Genomic DNA, 19,573 nt, shown 5'->3' on the forward strand with positions numbered 1-19,573 from the left:
TCGGTGGGTAGCGTTATCATTCGAACATGAGTTCGAGTAGTTGCGAGCAGATCGACGAGGTCTTCGAACGGCACTATCCATCCACCACGCCCGATTCCGCGGCCTTCGTGGATCGAATCCGCTCGTCTGCACGACGGGAGAACCGGGCCGCGGCCGCGCAACTGGCGGCCATCGGGGACCTATTCGGCTATCGGCTATCTCGTTGCTCGGACACCGAGGCGTGGGCGGTCGACACCGTCGAGGCGGTGGCCGCCGAAGTGGCTGCGGTATTGCGGATCGGTCAGGGGCTGGCGGCCAGTCGCCTCCGGTACGCCCGCGCAATGCGTGAGCGGCTGCCGAGGGTTGCGGAAGTCTTCAAGACCGGTGACATCGACTATCGGACGTTTCAGACCATCGTCTATCGCACCGATCTGCTGATCGACGACGAGGTACTGGCCAGAGTTGACGCGGAGCTGGCTGCCAACGTGCCGCGTTGGCCATCGCTGACGTACGGTCGGCTGGCCGGGCAGGTCGACAGGATTGTGGTCCGGGCCGATGCCGATGCCGTCCGGCGGCGAAAGCAACGGCAATCCGGGCGCGAGGTATGGATCGCGGACATCGGCGACGGGACGTCCGAGATTCATGGTTCCCTGCTGACCCCCGACGCCCGGGCTCTGGAAAAGCGCCTGAATGCGTTGTGTGCCACGGTGTGTGAACACGACCCGCGCGGCCGTGACGAGCGCCGGGCCGATGCGCTGGGGGCGCTGGCCGCAGCGGCCGACCGGCTCGGCTGCCGGTGTGGCCGGCCGGACTGCGCCGCGGGCAGACTGCCGGCGGCATCGCCCGTCGTCATTCATGTGATCGCCGAGCGGGCCGCGGTCGACGGCATCGGCTCGGGGTCGGCGTCCCAGCTCGGTGCGGACGGACTCATCCCGCCGGAACTCGTTGCGGAACTTGCCAAGTCGGCCAAGATCATGCCGCTGGCCCATCCCGCCGATGCCGCGCCTGAGCCGGGATATGTGCCGTCGGCGGCGCTGCGGGATTTCGTGCGATGCCGAGACTTGACCTGCCGCTGGCCGGGTTGCGACCGCCCGGCCGTCGAGTGCGACCTCGACCATACGATCCCGTACGGCGACGGTGGCCCGACGCACGCGTCAAACCTCAAGTGCTACTGCAGGACTCATCACCTGGTCAAGACGTTTTGGGGCTGGCGCGACAAGCAGCTGCCCGACGGGACGGTGATTCTGACCTCGCCGGCTGGTCAGACCTATGTCACAACCCCGGGCAGCGCGCTGCTGTTCCCGAGCCTGTGCCCGCCGACGAGCGGCGCGCCGGCACCCGGCGTCGACCGGCTGCAGGACTACTGCGGCGACCGGACCGCGATGATGCCGATGCGACGGCAGACTCGCGCCCAGAATCGAGCCGCTCGCATCGGCGCCGAGCGCCGCCAGAACCGCCAGGCGCGGGTGGGACTGGACGAATCGCACACGGCCACTGCCGATCCTGATCCGCCGCCATTCTGAGTGTCTATCAACGTTTTACGAAGGTCTCGTACTCGGCCAGGCCGGACAGTGCCTGTGGCAACGGTTCTCGGTGCAGGACCCCGAGGCGTTGCGTGGCCCGGGTGAGGGCGACGTAGAGTTCGGCCGCGCCGCGCGGGCCGTCCGCGAGGATCTGTTGCGGGTCGACCACCAGCACGGCGTCGAACTCCAATCCCTTGGTCTGCGAGACCGGCACCGTGCCCGGCACACCGGGTGGACCGATCACCACGTTGGTGCCTTCGCGACCGCCTTCGTCGCGCACGAACTCTTCGATCGCGCTGGGCAATTCGTCGTCGGTGACCCGCCGGGCCCATGGCCGCACGCCGCACGCGCGAACCGACTCCGGTGGCTGAACACCCGGCGCGAACTCCTCGAGCAGCGCGGCGGCGACCGTCATGATCTCTTCCGGGGTGCGGTAGTTGACCGTCAGCGACCGGTAATCCCACCGGTCCGGCACGTACGGCTGCAGCATCGCGTGCCACGATGTCGCTCCGGCCGCCGACCGGCGCTGGGCGAGATCGCCGACCACGGTGAAGGACCGGCCGGGGCAGCGTCGCATCAGCACCCGCCAGTCCATCTCGGACAGTTCCTGGGCCTCGTCGACGACGACATGCCGGTAGGTCCAATCCCGATCTGCCGCAGCACGTTCGGCGAGTTCACGGGTGTCGCGCTCGATGAACCGATCGGCCAGCGCCTCGGCATGGATCACGTCGCGGGCCATCAGCTGGTCCTCGTCGTCCATCAGATCCTCGCGCGCGACCATCAAGTCCAGCACGCCGGCGGCGTATTCGGCCTCGTAATTGCGCTCGCGCTTGGCACTCGCCTCGGCGGCCTCGGTCGCCTTGTCGCGCCCCAGCAGATCGACCAGCTCGTCGAGCAGCGGCACGTCCGACACGGTCCAGGCCTCGCCGTCGACGCGCAACAGCGCCTGGGGAGCACCGACGGCATGTAGCCGCTCGGGGGAGAGGTACAGCGAAGCCAACAGCTCCCGCGGTGTCAGGATCGGCCAGAGCCGGTCGAGCGCCGCGGCGAACTGGTCGTTGTCCGCGAGTTCGGCGAGCAGGTCGGAACGCAGTTGTTCCCACGCGCTGCGGTCCTCGCGGGTCAGCCAGCCGCGCCCGATCCGGGCGATCGCCCGCTCGGTCAGCGCCCAGGTGAGGATGTCGACGAATACCGCGCGGGCCTGGTTGTGCGGCTGTCCGCTGCCGCGTGCCTCTTCTCGCGCCCACCCGGCGATCTCGGCATCGATGCGCATCGTCACATCCGCCAGTTCGATCTCCAGCGGGCGCTCGGGCAGCCGCTGCCGATCGGCGATCGCGGCCGCCAGCACGTCGAGGATTTTCAGCGAGCCCTTGAACGCCGCACACTGCGGGGTGTCCTCGGCGGTGACGTGCATCCCGGGCACCAGATCGCCCGGCGTCATGAACACCACGCTGGATTCGCCCAGCGACGGCAGCACGCGATCGACGTGGCGCAAAAACGCCGAATTAGGGCCCACCACAAGCACTCCGTGGCGCTCGATGCGCTCGCGCTGGGTGTACAGCAGGTACGCGACGCGGTGCAACGCCACCACCGTCTTCCCGGTGCCGGGGCCACCCTCGATCACCAAGACGCCGGGGTGATCGAGCCGGATGATCTCGTCCTGCTCGGCCTGGATGGTCGCCACGATGTCGCGCATGCCCTCGCCGCGCGGCGCGTTGATCGCCGCCAGCAGTGCCGCATCCCCTTGTGCGTCCGCACCCGGCCGGCCGAACACCTCGTCGGTGAAGTCGTCGATGCGCCGCCCGCGGGTGTGGAACTGGCGGCGCCGGTGCATGCCCTCGGGGCTGGCCGCGGTCGCGACGTAGAAGGCGCGGGCGGCCGGCGCCCGCCAGTCGAGCAGCAGCGGTTGGTACTCGTTGTCGGCATCGAACAGGCCGATCCGCCCGATGTAGGAGCGTTCGCCGGAGATGGCGTCCAGCCGCCCGAAGCACAGCCCGTAATCCGCCACGTCGAGCCGCTTGACCTCCCTGGCCACCGCGCGCACCTCGGCATCCCGATCCGACAAACTCTCGCCATCGCCCAGCAATGCCGCGCGGAAACTCTCCTTCGCCCGGGCGCGCTCGGCATCGAGGCGCGCATAGAGTCCGGTCACGTAGCCCTGTTCGGACCGCAGTTCGCTGTCGTACTCGGGATTCGACAAGTACCCTCCGCCACTTCTGGACTAGGCCAGCGATTTTGCGCCATCGCCTGGAAGGAGCCGAAGGCTCCGCTGTCCATACTGCCTGTCGATCAACGGCAGAAGGCCAGGGCCTCGTTAAGAAGCGCCAGCCAGCGAGGCGATTGGCTGGGTGCGATGGCGGCCCATTCCCGAAAGCGGCGTCCGGCCGGGGCGAAGGGTGAGCCCAACCCGGAAGCGATGAGTTCGTCGACTCTTGCCGCGGGAAGCTTGACCACCAGGCACTCGGTTCGTGGGTCGAACGAGGCGAAGAAGAGACCGTTCACCCGCAGGCAGGGTAAGCCCATCATCGTCGAACGGGTCACCGAGTTGGTTTTCAGAAGGATCTCTGCCAGGTCCCAAAAGCGGGACTCGGGTGAGACGTCGTTTGTCACGATCGCCGCTCTTCGAGCGTGGGCACCCGACGTTCGGCCCACGGGTCGGCGCCGACGTCGGCACCCTCGGCCGTGCGCCGCATGCGGTCGAGGTAGTGCACCCAGCCACCGCGGTGGGCATCGGCGGCGGGCTTGTCGAGTCCGCGATGGACCAACGTGACCAAGGTGGAACCGTCCGGCTGAGGGGTCAGGTCGATCTCGACAGTGGTTGATCCAGGCGGTATTTCGACCTCGGGGCGTTCCCATCCGTAAGTGAACACGATCCGGTGCGGCGTGATCTCTACATAGCGGCCAGACACGGTGTCTCCGTTGGGGTGTGTCCATCGCACCATCCCGCCGGGAACCGGCTCGAGGGTGGCTTGCGGGGCCATCCACTGGACGAATTGCTCCGGATCGGTGAAGAGTTCGAACACTCGTCGCGCGCTGGCACGGACCACGAGTTGCTGGGCGGCCAGTTTCATGTCGGATCGGATTCGGCGATCGTGCGCAGGCGCTGCAGCGGAGCGGCCCAGAACTCATCGAGCATCGCCGCGATCTGGCCGACTCGGGCAAGGTCGGCGCGATATAGCCGACGGGTGGCCTCCACCCGGACCTCCACCAGGCCCGCCTCGCGCAGCAGCTTGAGGTGTTGGCTTGCAGCCGATTTCGACAGACCCGCAGCCTCGGCCAGAGCGGACGCGGTGCGTTCCTGGTCCCAAACCAGCTGCAACATTGCCCGGCGTCCCGGGTGGGCCAAGGCCCTGATCGCGTCCTCGATGGCCGCTTGGCTCATGGGCGGCGGCCCATCGCGGCCAAGAGCCGATCTTGGGCCGACGCGTCGGCGGTGACCGCCACCTCCGGTCCGATGATGCCGGCTTCCCGCCCGCGCCGGGGCATCTCGGGTACGAACATCGCCGTGCACGCCTGCACCAGAACAGGATCGAGCCGCTCGTCTTGATGCGTGGCGCGTGCCAGATCCCAGGTGTGAATCAGCACATCCATGAATGTTCCGGCAACCGCTTGAGTGAGTGGCCAATCAAAGCCGAGCGGAGACACGCAGCTTTGTTCCAGCACTCCCGGTTTCGCGACCGCCGCCAGCACCCGCTGCACCTCCCGGCGATAGTCGCCGGCAATCGCGCCCTGCACAGCCGCGGGTTGGCGACCCGAGGCCGCTGCCAGAAGATACTCGGCGCCCCCGACGAGATGGTCGATGAGCTCTTGCACGGTCCATTCCGAACACGGTGTGGGCCAGTCGAGTTGGTCCGGCCTGACCGTCTCGACGACGGTGACCGCCCGGTCGGTGGCAGTGCGATACAGCGCGACGGGGTCGATCACCGTCTCATTGTTTAGCATTCGCTAAATTTAGCGACTGCTAAACAATATTTCAACAGTGGCCTGTCCGCTTGACATTGCATCGAACAATTGTTCGAATAGCGGAATGCGGTGGGCGAACCAGGCCGTCGCTGTCAACGGGGAACCGGTCGACGACGGAGCATTACCTGGACTGCAGCGGATCGGCCTGGTCCGCAGCGTGCGCGCACCGCAGTTCGAGGGGATCACCTTTCACGAGGTGCTCTGCAAATCGGCGCTCAACAGAATTCCGGACGCGGCCGCGCTGCCGTTTCGCTACACCGTCAACGGCTACCGCGGCTGCTCGCACGCCTGCCGCTATTGTTTCGCCCGCCCCACCCACGAATATCTGGACTTCGACTCCGGCACCGACTTTGACTCCCAGATTGTGGTCAAGACCAACGTCGCGGAGGTATTGCGCCGCGAGCTGCGCCGGCCGTCGTGGCGACGCGAAGCGGTGGCGCTGGGCACCAACACCGATCCGTACCAGCGCGCCGAGGGCCGCTACGCGTTGATGCCCGGCATCATCGGCGCACTCGCCGAATCCGGCACGCCGCTGTCCATCCTGACCAAGGGCACCCTGCTGCGCCGCGACCTGCCGCTGATTACCGCTGCGGCCCAACAGGTTCCGGTGTCGGTCGCGGTGTCGCTGGCGGTCGGGGATGCGGAGCTGCATCGCGACGTCGAGCCGGGCACGCCGACGCCGCAGGCGCGACTGGGTCTGATCGCCGCCATCCGCGACGCCGGCCTGGACTGCCACGTGATGGTCGCGCCGGTGCTGCCACACCTCACCGACTCCGTCGAGCACCTCGACGGCCTGCTCGGCCAGATCTCGGCCGCCGGCGCCACCGGCGTCACCGTCTTCGGCCTGCATCTGCGGCGTTCTACCCGTGGCTGGTTCATGTCCTGGCTGGCCGGTTCACATCCCGAACTCGTCGGCCGCTACCGCGAGTTGTACCGGCGCGGAGCGTATTTGCCGCCCGACTATCGCGAGATGCTCCGGACGCGGGCCGCTGGGCTGATCGCCAAACACCGGCTGTCCGGTGATCAGCGACCGTTCTCGCAGGCGCCGAAAACCGAGCCGGAACCCGTCCAGCCCACGCTGTTCTAGGCGGGCTTGTCGCCGCGCGGTTTGGTCAGGGTGAACTGCTCCACGACGGCAACCTCGCCGAGTTGACCGCGCAGCGCATAATGCGTGGCCGTTATTGAGGTGTTGCCGCCGGGTTGGCCCGGATCGACGTCGAAAGCCACGAAGCCATAGGGGTTCTCGAAGTCGCGAAACGCCGACCATGGTGCGTCCTCGAGGATGTAAATCGGCTTCTTGCGCCCGATCGAGGGATCGAACGCGCCGACGCCGGTGATCACCCGGCACCGGGGTTCGGGGAAGAGCATGCCGTTAGACGGTGCCGAGGTGCCGCCGCCGCCCGCGACCACGTGCACCGTCCCGCGTGTCGTGTCGATCACGTCGTGGGTGTCGACGGGTATCGGCGTTCGGGTGTCGGTGTTTTCGGTTCCCCGCAACGGATGGGACCGCTCGTAGTGGTGCTCATGTCCGCACAACACCAGATCGACCTGGTACTGGTCGAACAGCGGCAGCCATTGCTCGCGGACGCCGAGGTCGGCGCCGTTGGCGCGCTCGGCGGTGGACACGGCGGTCTGATGCATGCAGATGACCACCCAGTCGATATCGGGGTCGCGCCGCGCCGCCACGAGTTCGGCTGTCAGCCAACGCTTCTGCTCGCCTCCCGAATAGTTGTGGATGTAGAAATTGCCGCCGTCCTGGTAGGCCACGTCGTCGTTGTTCAGGCTGATCACCCGCACCGAACCGGCCGTGAACGAGTACCAGAGCCCACGCAGTTCGGGGCTTGCCCCGGAATCGGGCACCGTGAAGTACGTCTGGTACGCGCCGTAGCCGACCGGCCCGTTGCCCAACTCGTTCTCGTGGTTGCCGGCCGCCGGCATCCACGGCCGGTAGCGCGCCGAACGCGTGTTGTTCTCGAACCAGTTCGACCAGGTGCGGATGCGGTCCTGGGCGAGGTTGGCGTAGCACAGGTCGCCGTTGACGAGGTTGAACAACGGTCCGAGGCGCTCGATCGCCAGCGTGGTGTCGGCGGCCGCGGGTGAGCCGATGTTGTCGGTGCTATAGGTGCCATCGGGCATCTTATCCAGGGTCGGGGTCGACTGATCGCCGAAGCTGGTGAAGCGCAATGGCTTTCGTCCCACCGGCCCGGTCCGCACGGTGCCCTGCTCCGGTTCGGCGCCGTCGTGGACCGCGGCATACACATAGTCGGTATCCGGCGTGAGGTTCGTCAGGCGAGCGTGGTTGACACGAACCTCGTTGTTGGACTTCGCATCCCGGTAAGTTCGGGTTTCTGCCGCGATGGTCTGACCGAAACCGGACCCCGGCGTGCCGAGCATGACCCGCGGACTGCGGACGGCCTCGGTGCTGTGCCATGACACCACCACCTCGGTGCCGGCGTTCTTGCCGAATTGCAGGTGCAGGCCGAACACCGGCGGTGCGCCGTTGCGATCCGGCCGGCGCAGCAGGCCGGGCCCGGCCGAGTTGGACCACACCAGCGCGGCGGCGCCCACCCCGACACCGGCGCCGACACCCATCCCGACGACAGCGGAGGTGGCGCTGGTGGTCAACAACCTGCGGCGGCTAATGCCCGGCACGCTGTCCGGCGGGGCGGGATCGGCGTCGTCGGTCATGCATGTTTCATACCCGAGCCGGGCGACCGTTGGCATATCAAGCGGTGAACGCCGGAGCCGTCGGTAACAAATCCGGTAGCGTTTTCGATATGACGAACGTGATGACGAACCTGCGAAGGGGGACCAGCGCGGTCGCGTCCGCGATGTTCGCGCTGGTCGGGGGAGTGATTCTCGGACCGGCGACGGCGCATGCGGACGGCCACCAGGTGACCTACACGATCACCTCGACCGGCAACCTGACTGCCACGGTGAACTATGTGAGTTCCGATCCGCCCAGCCAGGCCGCCTACAGCGCGGACCCGTCGAAGTTCATGACCAGCGTGCAGGCCCCGCTCAGCGGGGGAGCGCCGGTTACCTACACGGCGACGCTGGCAAACCCGAACCAGTACGCGAGCATCACCGCCAGCGGCATGCTGCACTGGCCGGATTCGGGTAACGGCCCCGCGTCGTTCCACTGCGAGATCGCGGTGGACGGCCAAGTGGTCGCCCACGCGGATGCCACCACCACCGTCACCTGCAAGGCCGGCTAGTCAGCCCGGTCGAGGTCTAGCCGAGGTTCGTCGAGGCGAACGTGTCGCACTGCTGCACATCGCCGGTCTGATAGCCGACGGTGAACCACTTTTGGCGTTGCGCGGCGGATCCGTGGGTCCACGACTCGGGATTGACGCGGCCCGTCGACTCCTTCTGGATCCGGTCATCGCCGACCGACGAGGCGGCCGAGAGCGCGTCCTGAATGTCCTTGTCGCTCAACGGCTCTAGGTACGGCACGCCGGTGCTTTCCTGCTTGACCGTCGACGCGTAGTGCGCCCAGATGCCGGCGTAGCAGTCGGCCTGCAACTCCGTGCGGACCCCGTTCCCGCCGGCGCCCTGTGCGCCCTGTTGGGCGCGGCCCAGGTTGCCCTGCAACTGCTGGACGTGGTGGCCGTATTCATGGGCGACCACGTACTCCTGTGCGAAAGGTCCACCGCTGGAACCGAATCGATCGACCAGCTCCTTGAAGAAATCGGTGTCGAAATACGCGGTCTGGTCCACCGGGCAGTAGAACGGCCCCACCGCGGTGGTGGCCGGCCCGCAGCCGGTGTTGACCGATCCGGTGAACAGCCGCACATGCGGGCGGGTGTAGTTCGGCATCAGCTGGTGCCAGACCGCGTCCACGGAGTTGCCGGTGGCGACCACCCGGCACTGCACGTACTTGTTGGCGTCGGCTCCGGTCTTGCACTGGCTCAAGTCGAAGCCGGGCGCCGAGTAGCCGCCGGTGTTCGCGCCCTGCGGGGCCATGACCTTGCCCGGATCGATGCCGAAGAACAAGGCCGCGACCAGGATCAGTAGCCCGACGCCGCCGCCCCCGAGGGCCATCCCCATGCCGCCACCGCCGGATGAATCCGCGGTGCTGGTGTCGATCTGCATACCCTCGTTGAAGGTCATGGTTTAGCTTTGCACACACCTAACGCTGTTGCGTAGCAGCAAATCGGTTGTCGGTATAGCGGCGCAGGTTGCTCAGAAACCGGCGCAGGCCCAGGTTCAGCAGCGGCCCGGTGAAGACCATCGCAAATCGTGCCGGCCCGGCCGGCTTCTGGGCCATGGTCCAGGTCAGCCGGCAGCCGCCGGGGATAACCTCGACGCGGTAGTCTTCGGCGAATGCGGCTACGGCTGCCGTCGAGCACTCGTTGAACCGAAATGCCATGCGGGTGAACGGTTCCCAGGCCAGGAACTCCTCGTCGCCGGTGATGCCGCCGCGCATCTCGACGATGCGGGTGGTGCCGACCCCGCGAGGTTCGGGACTGGTCCAGGTCACCTTGGTGATCACCGACGCCCAGCGCGGCCAGGCCTCGGCGTCGGCCAGCACCTCGAAAACCTGCTCGGGCGTAATCGCCAGGTCGACACTGTTGCGGAACCGGAATGGCGCGTTCTCGATGAAGTCGAGGTCGACGCGCTCGCAGGGATGCATGGAATTAATCTAGCCGGGGCCGTCGCTGGCCGCGGCCAGCAGCGGCACCAGCACATCGCTGATCGGCGTCGCCAGGTTGTGCGCACGAGCCTTGCGGATGATCACGCCGTTGCGGATGTCCCATTCCATCGGCCGGTGGTACTCCCGGTCGGCCAGTATCGAGGTGCCCATGTCTTCGGGCGCCTGACGGAACAGGTCGGTCAGCTCGTCGACCACGCCGTCGGGCAACCGGGCGCCTTCGGCCTGAGCGACGGCCAGGCATTCGGCGACATAGCGGTGCGACAACTCGGCGACGTCGTCGCGGCGAAACATCCCGGACCGCCGCCCGGACAGCGCCATGAAGCCGGCCAGCGCATTGGTGAGTAGCTTGCGCCAGCCCGCGGTGATCAGGTCGGGGTCGCAGTCCACCCGGCAGCCGGCGCCGCGCAGCAGCTCGGCAACCGTCTGCGCCGCGGGCCCGCTGGGCAGCACCAGTGCGGCCTCACCGCGGAGTCGCACCCACCCTTGCGGCTGGGTCTCGGCGGAATACCAGACGATGCCCGGGATCACCGGCGACGCCGGGCACAGCGGCTGGACCTGCTCGACCTGCTCGACGCCGTTCTGCAGCACCGTGACGACGGTGTGCTCGGCGCACAGGCGCGACAGCCAGCCGGCCGAGGCCGCGTTCTGGGTGGCCTTGACCGCCAGTATCACGACGTCGACGGGTCCGGACAGGTGATTGGCTATGAGGGCGGGATCGGTGTGCACGGGCCCGGGCACCACGATCGGGTCCTGGCCGTCGGGACGCAGTTCGATGCTGTCGCGGGGCGTGCGACCGCAGATCAGCACCGAATGCCCGGCCTTGTACAGCAGCGCGGCGACCGTCGTGCCGACAGCACCGGGACCCACGAGAGCGATGTTTGTGGCGATAAAAGCGAAGTTACACGGCCCCTTAGACTGGTCAGTCGTCCAACGTCACAGAGGAGTATTCGTGCTGCGCAGCCACGCCGCTGGTTCGCTACGGGATCGCGACGCCGGCCAACAGGTGACGCTGGTCGGGTGGGTGGCTCGCCGCCGCGATCACGGTGGCGTCATCTTCATCGACCTGCGGGACGCCTCCGGCATCGCGCAGGTGGTCTTCCGCGCGCCGGACGTGCTGGAACAGGCGCACCGGTTGCGCGCCGAGTTCTGCATCGCGGTCGAAGGCGTCGTCGAGATCCGTCCGGAAGGCAACGCCAACGCCGAGATTCCCACCGGCGATGTCGAATTGAACGTCACGTCCTTGACCGTGCTAGGCGAAAGTGCGCCGCTGCCATTCCAGTTGGACGAGCCGGCGGGGGAGGAGCTGCGGCTCAAGTACCGCTACCTCGACCTGCGCCGCGAGGGACCGGCTGCGGCAATTCGGTTGCGCTCCAAGGTGAATGCCGCCGCGCGATCGGTGCTGGCGCGTCACGACTTCGTCGAGATCGAGACGCCGACGATCACCCGTTCGACGCCGGAGGGTGCGCGCGACTTCCTGGTGCCGGCCCGGCTGCACCCCGGATCGTTCTACGCGCTGCCGCAAAGCCCGCAGCTGTTCAAACAGTTGCTGATGGTGGCCGGCATGGAGCGCTACTACCAGATCGCGCGCTGCTACCGCGACGAGGACTTCCGCGCCGACCGGCAACCGGAATTCACCCAGCTCGACATGGAGATGAGCTTCATCGACGTCGAGGACATCATCGCGATTTCCGAGGAGATCCTGACCGCCCTGTGGGCCCTGATCGGCTACCAGATCCCGACGCCGATCCCGCGGATCAGCTACGCCGACGCCATGCGACGGTTCGGCTCCGACAAGCCGGACATGCGCTTCGGCCTGGAGCTCGTCGAATGCACAGAGTTCTTCTCCGACACCACATTCCGGGTGTTCCAGGCGCCCTACGTCGGTGCGGTGGTAATGCCCGGCGGGGCGTCGCAGCCGCGGCGCACGCTGGACGGCTGGCAGGAGTGGGCCAAACAGCGCGGGCATCGCGGGCTGGCCTACGTGCTGGTCGGCGACGAGGCTTCTGGAGGCGAGCTGAGCGGTCCGGTGGCCAAGAACCTGACCGATGCCGAACGCGCCGGACTGGCCGGCCACGTCGGGGCCCGCCCGGGCGACTGCATCTTCTTCTCCGCCGGGCCGGCGAAGGCGTCGCGCGCCTTGCTGGGTGCGGCCCGCGGCGAGATCGCCCAGCGGCTCAACCTGATCGACGCGGGAGCCTGGGCGTTCGTCTGGGTGGTCGACCCGCCGCTGTTCGAACCCGCCGAGGACGCGACCGCCGCCGGCGACGTCGCCGTCGGCTCCGGCGCCTGGACCGCGGTGCACCACGCGTTCACCTCGCCCAAGCCCGAGTTCGAGGGTGCCCTCGACACCGATCCCGGCGTGGTGCTCGCTGATGCCTACGACATCGTCTGCAACGGCAACGAGATCGGCGGCGGCTCGATCCGTATCCATCGCCGCGACATCCAGGAGCGGGTGTTCGCGGTGATGGGCCTGGACAAGGCGGAGGCCGAGGAGAAGTTCGGATTCCTGTTGGAGGCGTTCACATTTGGCGCGCCCCCGCACGGCGGCATCGCGTTCGGCTGGGACCGGATCAACGCGCTGCTGTCGGGGGTGGACTCCATCCGCGAGGTGATCGCCTTCCCGAAGACGGGTGGCGGCGTCGACCCGCTGACCGATGCACCCGCGCCGATCACCGCACAGCAGCGCAAGGAATCCGGAATAGATGCCAAGCCCAAACAGGTTGACGGGGCATGACCGCGCTGGCGACGACGCAGCGCGAAGCGATCAGGAGGAGCGGCGCCATGTCCCAGGAGTTCCCAGACACCGAAACAGTCAAGGCGTTCAACGACGCGATCGCCGACGAATTCCGCGCTAACGGCGGCAAGGTCGGCGGCCAATTCGAAGGCGCCGACCTGCTACTGCTCACCACGACCGGCGCCAAGTCCGGGCGGCAGCGGGTATCGCCGCTGGCGTATTTCACGATCGACGGCAGGCTGATCGTCATCGGCTCGTTCGCCGGCGCGCCCAAGGATCCGGCCTGGGTGCACAACCTGCGGGCCAACCCGCGGGCGCACATCGACCTGGGCACCGATGCGTACGACGTGACGGCGCACGAACTGCCGGCCGCGGAGCGCGATCAGCTGTTCGACAAGGTGGTCGCCGTGGCGCCGGGCTTCGCCGAATATCAGTCGAAGACCAGCCGGGTCATTCCGCTGTTCGAGTTGCGGCGCGGCTGACGCATCTCGCATTGCCGCGCGCACCGGCGCTGCGGTAAGCAGGCGAGATGAGCACTTCGCTGCTGACGCGGCCGTTCGCGGGCCGGGCCGTCGTCGGGGGTTTCAAACGGGTCCGCGGCGTGTGGTTCTACCTCGTGCAGACCTCGGTAGCGGCGGGTCTGTCGTGGTACATCGCGCACGACGTGCTGGCGCACCCGCAACCGTTCTTCGCCCCGATCGCCGCGGCGGTGTCGTTGTCGACCAGCAACGTGCTGCGCGCGCAACGCGCGATCCAGATGATCGTCGGGGTGACCCTGGGCATCGGGACGGGGACCCTGGTGCAGACGCTGTGCGGACCCGGCGCGGTGTCCATCACGATCGCGGCGCTGGCCGCGCTGTTGGCGGCGGTCTTCATCGGTCAGGGCTATATCGGCCAGGGGATGATGTTCGCCAACCAGACCGTCGTGTCGTCGGTTCTGGTGCTCGCCCTCTATCGCAGCGGTGTCGGTTGGGAACGCATCTACGACGCGCTGATCGGTGGGGGGGTGGCGATCATCGTCGCCACCCTGCTGTTCCCGGCCGACCCGCTCGTCGTGCTGCGCAGCGCGCGCGTCGAGGTGCTGCGCACCCTGCACTCGGTGCTGGCCCGCACCGCCGATCTGGCCCGCGGCCGTGACGTTCCCGCCCGGGACTGGCCGCTGCCGGCCGTCGACAGGGTGCACGAGCAGCTGAGCGGACTGATCCAGGCGCGGGCCACGGCTCGTCAGGTGGTGCGATTCGCGCCGCGCCGGTGGGGGCTTCGCGACGCCGTGCAGGCCGCGGATCACCAGGCCTTGCATCTGGCCATGCTCGCCGTCTCGGTGCTGCAGCTGGCCCGCGCCGTGGTCCCCGCGGTCGACGGGTGCTGCGCCCGGCTTCCGCAACCCGCGGAGGCGGTGCTCGACGATCTCGCGCAGGCGACGGCCGTCGCCGACTCCGATCCCACGGCCGCGACCAGCCATGTCGACGCCGCCCGCCGGCATACGTCGACCTTGCTGGCGAACGCCCGGGAACGAAACGAAGTGGTGCTGGCCGACGTCGTCCAAGCGTGCGTCGACGACCTGCAACGGGTGATCGACCTGGGCCGGCGGTAGGGGCGCTCAGATCGAGCCGGTCAGGTACTCCTGGACCAGCTTCTTGGGCGCACGCGTCAGCCAGGCCTCGGTGATCAGTTCCTCGAGACCGCGGACGTCGATCTGCGCCAGCTTGACCAGCACCGCGGGATAGCCGTCGAAGTGCGGGGTGGTGAAGTAAATGTCCGGCTCGTCGGCGACCAGCGCGAATTTGACTCCCTCGTCGGACACCCAGACGCCGAGGATGTCGCCCTCGGGCGCCTGGATCCCGTTGGCCGACAGCGCGGCGCGGTCCGACACGCGCAGCGGTCGCTCCCACGCCAGCAACTTCTTGCCGACCCTCCAGTCATGCGGTGACTGCTCGCAGGTGAGTGGCAGCTCACTCACGATCCGGGCGACGTCGTCCCAGGTGGCCACACATCGATTGTGCTCCCGCTATGGTGCGCTTGGAGCCGTATTGGCTATCGGTCGCAGATCTCAGGAGGTCGCTCGTTGGCTGCTGCAGTGCAACCCCCGGCCACCCGCCGCCATCGCATCACCCACCGCACCGAGTACCGCTACTCGGACGTCGTGACCAGTTCCTACGGTCGCGGCTTTCTCACCCCGCGCGACTCGCAACGCCAGCGCTGCGTCGCGCACCGGCTGACGATCGACCCGGTCCCCGCGGACAGCTCCACCAGCGTCGACGGGTACGGCAACATCAGCTCGTACTTCCACGTCACCGAGCCGCACCACATCCTGAGGGTGACCAGCGACTCCATCGTCGACGTGTATCCGGCGCCCCCCGAGCGCTACCGCAGCGGGCCGGCGATCGAACCGTGGGAGGCGGCCCGGCCGGCCGGGCGCCGGGGAGCACTGGCGACCGAGTTCGCCCTGGACCTGAATCCCCCCGAGATCACCGACGAAGTCCGTGACTACGCGGCGCCCAGTTTCGTGCCCGGGCGCCCGCTGATCGAGGTTTTGCGCGATCTCGCGTCGCGGATCTACGCCGACTTCACCTACCGCTCGGGGTCGACGACGATTTCCACCGGTGTCAATGAGGTTCTGGAGGCCCGGGAGGGGGTATGTCAAGACTTTGCGAGGTTGGCAATCGCCTGCCTGCGCGCCAACGGGTTGGCGGCCAGCTACGTGTCCGGTTATCTGGCCACCGACCCGCCCCCCGGAAAGGAACGAATGATCGGCATTGACGCCACCCACGCCTGGGCCGCGGTGTGGACCCCTCAGCAACCCGGCCAATTCGAATGGCTGGGCCTGGACCCCACCAACGACCAGATGGTCGACCAGCGCTACATCATCGTGGGGCGGGGCCGTGACTATGCGGATGTGCCGCCGCTGCGCGGCATCATCTACACCGACTCGAAGCGCAGCAAGATCGCCGTCGCCGTCGACGTGGTGCCGTTCGAAGGTGATGAGCTCCATGCGTGACTTCCACTGTCCCAACTGCGGCCAGCGCCTGACGTTCGAAAACTCCACCTGCCTCAACTGCGGCAGTGCACTGGGGTTTTCGCTTGACCAGATGGCGTTGCTGGTAATCGCCGAGGGTGAGCCCAGCGAGCAGGCCGGCTTCGTCAACGCCGCCGACTATCAGCTGTGCGCCAATCTGCGTCTGGCCGAATGCAATTGGCTGGTCCCCGTCAACACCCCCCGGCTGCTGTGCGCGTCGTGTGTGCTCACCTCCGAACGGCCCAACGATGCCGACAGGTCCGGCCTGGCGGAGTTCGCCGCGGCCGAGGCGGCCAAGCGCCGGCTGATCGTCGAGCTGCACGAGCTGAAGCTGCCGATCATCGGCCGTGATCAGGATCCCGATTACGGGTTGGCATTCCGGCTGCTGTCCAGTGCGCACGAACAGGTGCTGACCGGGCACGAGGACGGGGTCATCACACTGGATCTGGCCGAGGGCGACGACGTGCACCGCGAGCAGCTACGGGTCGAGATGGACGAGCCCTACCGAACCCTGCTCGGGCATTTCCGGCACGAGATCGGTCACTACTACTTCTACCGCTTGATCGATCCGAACCGCGATCACCTGGCCCGCTTCAACGAGCTGTTCGGCGATCCGGACGCCGACTATCAGGAGGCGCTGGACCGGCACTACAGCCAGGGTTCTCCGGATGGCTGGCAGGAAACCTTCGTGTCGTCGTATGCGACCATGCACCCGGCCGAGGATTGGGCCGAGACGTTCGCGCACTATCTGCACATCCGCGACACCCTGGACACCTCGGCATGGTGCGGTCTGGCCTCGGCGGCGGCGACCTTCGACCGGCCGCCCTTGGGTCCCAGCGCTTTTCCCAACATCATCGAGATGTGGCTGCCGTTGTCGTGGTCGCTGAACATGGTCAACCGGTCGATGGGCCACGACGATCTCTACCCGTTCGTGCTGCCGGTCGCGGTGCTGAACAAGATGCAGTTCATCCACACGGTGATCGAAGAGGTGACATCGGCGCAGACTGCCGTCGCCAGCTAGCGACATCGCGAGCACGGTGGAGCCGGCATGCGGCTAGGCCGGCATCTCCCGTCGTTCGTCGGGGCCCCATAGCGGCTGCATGCCACCGGGCAGGGTCAATTGGGTTTCGGTGATGACGCCGGCCAGGTCGCGCAGCTCGGTGTGGATCGTGGCGAGCAGGTCGGCCAGCTCTTCGCGGTGCCCGTTGACGGCCACCTCCAACTCGGCGGGGTCCGAGCGCCGCAGCAGCGTGCTGATCTCCTCCACGGTGCGCTCCGGACGCGACGACCCCGACGCGCTGGGCAGGTCCTTGAGGTTGGCCCGTAGCCGCTCCAGCTGATAGAGCAGCGAGCGCGGGTTTTTCGCGTCGAACAGCATCAGTTCGGTCACCGCGGCGACGCTGACCTGACCGACCGTACGGCGCCGGTAGATGACTGACGATTCGCAGGCCACCAGGGTCGACTCGATGACGGTCTGCTCGGCATCCGCGCTGCGGACCGTCGTGAGCGTGGCGCCCAGCAATGCGGTCAGCCACAGGCCACGTTCGATCCGCTTGCCGATGTCCATCATCGACCAGCCCACGTCGCGCACCATCGACTCGCTGGCCACCCCCGACAGAGTCAGCATCCCGGCCAGGGTGCGTCCATGCGCCGACGCGAGCCGGGTGTCGGCCTCGGCCAGCGACTGCGGCGGTTCGGACCGGTGCGCAAGTCCGCGCTCCAGGGTGGCCAGCACCACCCAGGTGTCGTTGGACATCTGGTCGCGCACCGCCCTGGCGGCCAGCGCGAGCCCCTCCACGGACTGGATCAGAGATCCCGCCCGGTCCGGGTCGAAAGTCAACGCCCACAACGTCGACGGGACGATCGCGATCATCTCGGCGTGGTCGTTGTCGGCCCCCGTGTCGGTGCCGGTGATGCGGCCCAGGGCGGCCATCAGCACCGGTACGACCTCGCTTTCCTCGGTGTCCTGGTGGTGGCGGTAGACGTGGAAGCGGTCGCGGGCGGCCATCAGCAGGCGGGCCGTGCTTTCCGCGCGCTCGCCGTAGCGGCCGATCCAGAACAGGTCGGACAGCACACGAGGCGAGCTGACTCCCCAGGTGCCCGCGGCGGTCTTGACCGGCTGCACCTCGGTCGGCACCGTGATGGTCTCAGCTCGCACACGTTCGGTCGGGCGAACCCAAACATCTTTAGCTGCAACAGTTTTCAGCTCATACGCCGAGGGGCCCGGCGCTACCACGTAGCCGACGCCGCCGATCATCGGGGCATAACCGCTGCGCTGGGCGACCGTGAACAACCGCATGCCCACCCCGGCCGACGACAACTCGCCGGCGTGGTCGGTCGGCGCGGAGGAGAACTGGGGCAGCTCCTGGCCGGCCCACTGCCACGGCATGCTCTCGATCTGTGCGGCGAGTCCGGCCAGCTGAGTCGACGAAAGTGTGGGTCCGACAAGGGTTTCCCCGCCGACTGTGGATTTGATCAACAGTGACGATAGGTTGGCCAGCAGGTGCGAACGTTCCTTGTCGATGCCTCCCCAGTACACCGGCGCGGCGGTCAGCAGCGGGGCTTCGCCGAGCAGTCGCTCGGCCAGCTCGGGCAGAAAGCGCAGCAGCCCAGGGCTTTCCAGGATTCCGCTGCCCAGCGTGTTGACGACGGTCACGGTGCCGCGGCGTTGCGCCTCCACCAAACCGACCACCCCCAGTCGGGAATCGGCGCGCAGATCCAGCGGGTCGGCGTAGAGCGCGTCCACGCGGCGAAGAACGACGTCGACCCGCTTCAGCGTCCCCAGCGAGCGCATCCAGAGCTTGCCGTCGCGGACCACCAAGTCGGCGCTTTCCACCAGCGGAAAACCCAGCTGCGTCGCGAGATACGCCTGGTCGAACGCGGTCTCGGAGTAGATGCCCGGGCTGAGCACCACGACCACCGGGTCTTGGGCGTCGTCGGGCGCGGAATCGATCAGCGCCAGCCGCAGCGCCTGCGCGAACGGCGTGTTGGGCCGCGGCGCGATCCGTTCGTAGAGATCGGGAACCGCGTGCGCCACCACGCGGCGGTCCGCCAGCGCATAACCGGCACCCGAGGGCGCCTGCGTCCAGTCCGCATTGACCTCGAAGGCGCCGCTGGGCAGCCGGCTCAGATCGCAGCCGTGCATGAACAGCTGGTGGTGGCCCGGCACTTCGATTCCGCTGGCCGCGCGCACGTATCCGGGGTGGGCGAACACCAGCTCCGGGGGCAGCATGCCGTCGGTGAGCAGGCTGCGCGGCCCGTACAGGTCGGCGAGCACCGCATCGAGCAGCCGCGAGCGCTGCACCAGACCGGCCTCCAGCACCTCCCAATCGGCCGCGGACACCACGATCGGCAGGGTGTCCAGGCTCCACGGCCGGGGCTCCAGCGCATGGCCGCTGGTGGGATCGACTTCGGTGTAGGTGATCCCGTCGTTGTCGATCAGGTTGTGCACCACCGAGCGCAGTTGATTCAGCCCGGTCCGACCGCGTTCGGCGACCGTGTCGGCCAGCTCGGTCCAGGCCGGGCGCACGTGTCCGTCTTCGCCGAGGAATTCGTCGTAGCCGGCTCCCAGTGAGCCAGTAGGGCGCAGCTCGAACAGTGCTTCCTGGGCGCGTGCGGTCCGGTACCCGGCCAGCAGTCGATCGGCGTCGTAATGATCGGCCGAAACCGCCGACGGGTCGAGTGCCATCCAGATGCCAGTT

At 67.7% G+C, this 19,573-nt stretch carries 19 protein-coding genes; 8 read left to right on the top strand and 11 right to left on the bottom strand.

Going from position 1 to position 19,573, the window contains the following annotated elements; genetic code table 11:
- The first annotated feature begins 26 nt into the window (after positions 1-26).
- Entirely contained in the window at positions 27-1,502 is a 1,476-nt protein-coding gene (locus SKC41_RS25460; RefSeq protein ID WP_330980454.1) for an HNH endonuclease signature motif containing protein, read from the top strand.
- A 7-nt stretch (positions 1,503-1,509) separates the two neighbouring features.
- On the opposite strand, the gene helR is transcribed toward SKC41_RS25460, so the two are convergent.
- The 5 genes from helR to SKC41_RS25485 form a co-directional block, all read right to left on the bottom strand.
- A complete protein-coding gene (gene helR, locus SKC41_RS25465; protein WP_330980455.1) occupies positions 1,510-3,702 on the bottom strand; it encodes an RNA polymerase recycling motor ATPase HelR in 2,193 nt (730 codons plus the stop codon).
- Between the two features lie 89 nt (positions 3,703-3,791).
- Positions 3,792-4,112, bottom strand: a complete 321-nt coding sequence (locus SKC41_RS25470) for a hypothetical protein (RefSeq protein WP_330980456.1) — start codon at positions 4,110-4,112, stop codon at positions 3,792-3,794.
- Positions 4,109-4,573: an SRPBCC family protein gene (locus SKC41_RS25475; protein WP_330980457.1), complete on the bottom strand. Its 465-nt coding sequence runs from the start codon at positions 4,571-4,573 to the stop codon at positions 4,109-4,111. The genes SKC41_RS25470 and SKC41_RS25475 overlap by 4 nt, the downstream gene beginning before the upstream one ends.
- Positions 4,570-4,884 carry an ArsR/SmtB family transcription factor gene (locus tag SKC41_RS25480; protein WP_330980458.1) on the bottom strand — a complete coding sequence of 105 codons (315 nt, stop codon included), beginning with the start codon at positions 4,882-4,884 and terminating at the stop codon, positions 4,570-4,572. Before SKC41_RS25480 ends, SKC41_RS25475 begins: the two co-directional genes overlap by 4 nt.
- Positions 4,881-5,444: a TIGR03086 family metal-binding protein gene (locus SKC41_RS25485; RefSeq protein ID WP_330980459.1), complete on the bottom strand. Its 564-nt coding sequence runs from the start codon at positions 5,442-5,444 to the stop codon at positions 4,881-4,883. Before SKC41_RS25485 ends, SKC41_RS25480 begins: the two co-directional genes overlap by 4 nt.
- Positions 5,445-5,529: 85 nt before the next feature.
- Here SKC41_RS25485 and SKC41_RS25490 point away from each other — a divergent pair, with 85 nt between their 5' ends.
- Complete coding sequence (locus SKC41_RS25490; protein ID WP_330980460.1) at positions 5,530-6,552, top strand: Rv2578c family radical SAM protein; 1,023 nt, start codon at positions 5,530-5,532, stop codon at positions 6,550-6,552.
- Here the strand turns inward: SKC41_RS25490 and SKC41_RS25495 are convergent.
- Positions 6,549-8,153: a purple acid phosphatase family protein gene (locus tag SKC41_RS25495; RefSeq protein WP_330980461.1), complete on the bottom strand. Its 1,605-nt coding sequence runs from the start codon at positions 8,151-8,153 to the stop codon at positions 6,549-6,551. The two genes, SKC41_RS25490 and SKC41_RS25495, sit on opposite strands and share 4 nt — an antisense overlap.
- Positions 8,154-8,254: 101 nt before the next feature.
- Between SKC41_RS25495 and SKC41_RS25500 the strand changes: the two genes are divergently transcribed.
- Positions 8,255-8,683 (top strand): hypothetical protein, encoded by a 429-nt coding sequence (locus SKC41_RS25500; protein ID WP_330980613.1) that lies wholly within the window; start codon positions 8,255-8,257, stop codon positions 8,681-8,683.
- Between the two features lie 16 nt (positions 8,684-8,699).
- Here SKC41_RS25500 and ypfJ read toward each other — a convergent pair whose 3' ends face one another.
- The 3 genes from ypfJ to SKC41_RS25515 are packed head-to-tail and all read right to left on the bottom strand — an operon-like array spanning position 8,700 to position 11,010.
- Entirely contained in the window at positions 8,700-9,578 is an 879-nt protein-coding gene (ypfJ, locus tag SKC41_RS25505) for a KPN_02809 family neutral zinc metallopeptidase (protein ID WP_330980462.1), read from the bottom strand.
- A 19-nt stretch (positions 9,579-9,597) separates the two neighbouring features.
- Positions 9,598-10,101: an SRPBCC family protein gene (locus SKC41_RS25510; RefSeq protein WP_330980463.1), complete on the bottom strand. Its 504-nt coding sequence runs from the start codon at positions 10,099-10,101 to the stop codon at positions 9,598-9,600.
- A 9-nt stretch (positions 10,102-10,110) separates the two neighbouring features.
- Positions 10,111-11,010, bottom strand: coding sequence for an oxidoreductase (locus SKC41_RS25515; protein WP_330980614.1), 900 nt, complete (start codon positions 11,008-11,010; stop codon positions 10,111-10,113).
- A gap of 61 nt (positions 11,011-11,071) precedes the next feature.
- Here SKC41_RS25515 and aspS point away from each other — a divergent pair, with 61 nt between their 5' ends.
- Genes aspS through SKC41_RS25530 form a run of 3 tightly spaced genes read left to right on the top strand, consistent with a single transcriptional unit; the run spans position 11,072 to position 14,450 of the window.
- Complete coding sequence (aspS, locus tag SKC41_RS25520) at positions 11,072-12,856, top strand: aspartate--tRNA ligase (RefSeq protein WP_330980464.1); 1,785 nt, start codon at positions 11,072-11,074, stop codon at positions 12,854-12,856.
- A 47-nt stretch (positions 12,857-12,903) separates the two neighbouring features.
- Positions 12,904-13,338 carry a nitroreductase family deazaflavin-dependent oxidoreductase gene (locus SKC41_RS25525; RefSeq protein WP_330980615.1) on the top strand — a complete coding sequence of 145 codons (435 nt, stop codon included), beginning with the start codon at positions 12,904-12,906 and terminating at the stop codon, positions 13,336-13,338.
- A gap of 47 nt (positions 13,339-13,385) precedes the next feature.
- Positions 13,386-14,450, top strand: a complete 1,065-nt coding sequence (locus tag SKC41_RS25530) for an FUSC family protein (protein WP_330980465.1) — start codon at positions 13,386-13,388, stop codon at positions 14,448-14,450.
- 6 nt (positions 14,451-14,456) lie between these two features.
- Here the strand turns inward: SKC41_RS25530 and SKC41_RS25535 are convergent, their stop codons facing one another.
- On the bottom strand, positions 14,457-14,846 hold the full coding sequence (locus SKC41_RS25535) for an MmcQ/YjbR family DNA-binding protein (protein ID WP_330980466.1): 390 nt from the start codon (positions 14,844-14,846) through the stop codon (positions 14,457-14,459).
- Between the two features lie 75 nt (positions 14,847-14,921).
- On the opposite strand from SKC41_RS25535, the gene SKC41_RS25540 reads away from it, so the two are divergent.
- Positions 14,922-15,854 (top strand): transglutaminase family protein, encoded by a 933-nt coding sequence (locus tag SKC41_RS25540; protein WP_330980467.1) that lies wholly within the window; start codon positions 14,922-14,924, stop codon positions 15,852-15,854.
- Positions 15,847-16,893 (top strand): zinc-binding metallopeptidase family protein, encoded by a 1,047-nt coding sequence (locus SKC41_RS25545; protein ID WP_330980468.1) that lies wholly within the window; start codon positions 15,847-15,849, stop codon positions 16,891-16,893. The genes SKC41_RS25540 and SKC41_RS25545 overlap by 8 nt, the downstream gene beginning before the upstream one ends.
- A gap of 33 nt (positions 16,894-16,926) precedes the next feature.
- Here SKC41_RS25545 and SKC41_RS25550 read toward each other — a convergent pair whose 3' ends face one another.
- Positions 16,927-19,560, bottom strand: coding sequence for a circularly permuted type 2 ATP-grasp protein (locus SKC41_RS25550; RefSeq protein ID WP_330980616.1), 2,634 nt, complete (start codon positions 19,558-19,560; stop codon positions 16,927-16,929).
- Positions 19,561-19,573: the final 13 nt, after the last annotated feature.

Origin of the sequence: Mycobacterium sp. 050128 (assembly GCF_036409155.1) — a bacterium.
Taxonomy (GTDB): Bacteria; Actinomycetota; Actinomycetes; order Mycobacteriales; family Mycobacteriaceae; genus Mycobacterium.

Bases quoted from the DNA above. Each gene is read 5' to 3' on its own strand.
- SKC41_RS25510 (WP_330980463.1), bottom strand. From the start codon at position 10,101: ATGCATCCCTGCGAGCGCGTCGACCTCGACTTCATCGAGAACGCGCCA.
- SKC41_RS25550 (WP_330980616.1), bottom strand. From the start codon at position 19,560: ATGGCACTCGACCCGTCGGCGGTTTCGGCCGATCATTACGACGCCGAT.
- SKC41_RS25490 (WP_330980460.1), top strand. From the start codon at position 5,530: ATGCGGTGGGCGAACCAGGCCGTCGCTGTCAACGGGGAACCGGTCGAC.
- SKC41_RS25495 (WP_330980461.1), bottom strand. From the start codon at position 8,153: ATGACCGACGACGCCGATCCCGCCCCGCCGGACAGCGTGCCGGGCATT.
- SKC41_RS25460 (WP_330980454.1), top strand. From the start codon at position 27: ATGAGTTCGAGTAGTTGCGAGCAGATCGACGAGGTCTTCGAACGGCAC.
- SKC41_RS25485 (WP_330980459.1), bottom strand. From the start codon at position 5,444: ATGCTAAACAATGAGACGGTGATCGACCCCGTCGCGCTGTATCGCACT.
- SKC41_RS25480 (WP_330980458.1), bottom strand. From the start codon at position 4,884: ATGAGCCAAGCGGCCATCGAGGACGCGATCAGGGCCTTGGCCCACCCG.
- SKC41_RS25475 (WP_330980457.1), bottom strand. From the start codon at position 4,573: ATGAAACTGGCCGCCCAGCAACTCGTGGTCCGTGCCAGCGCGCGACGA.
- SKC41_RS25545 (WP_330980468.1), top strand. From the start codon at position 15,847: ATGCGTGACTTCCACTGTCCCAACTGCGGCCAGCGCCTGACGTTCGAA.
- SKC41_RS25525 (WP_330980615.1), top strand. From the start codon at position 12,904: ATGTCCCAGGAGTTCCCAGACACCGAAACAGTCAAGGCGTTCAACGAC.
- SKC41_RS25500 (WP_330980613.1), top strand. From the start codon at position 8,255: ATGACGAACCTGCGAAGGGGGACCAGCGCGGTCGCGTCCGCGATGTTC.
- ypfJ (WP_330980462.1), bottom strand. From the start codon at position 9,578: ATGACCTTCAACGAGGGTATGCAGATCGACACCAGCACCGCGGATTCA.
- SKC41_RS25530 (WP_330980465.1), top strand. From the start codon at position 13,386: ATGAGCACTTCGCTGCTGACGCGGCCGTTCGCGGGCCGGGCCGTCGTC.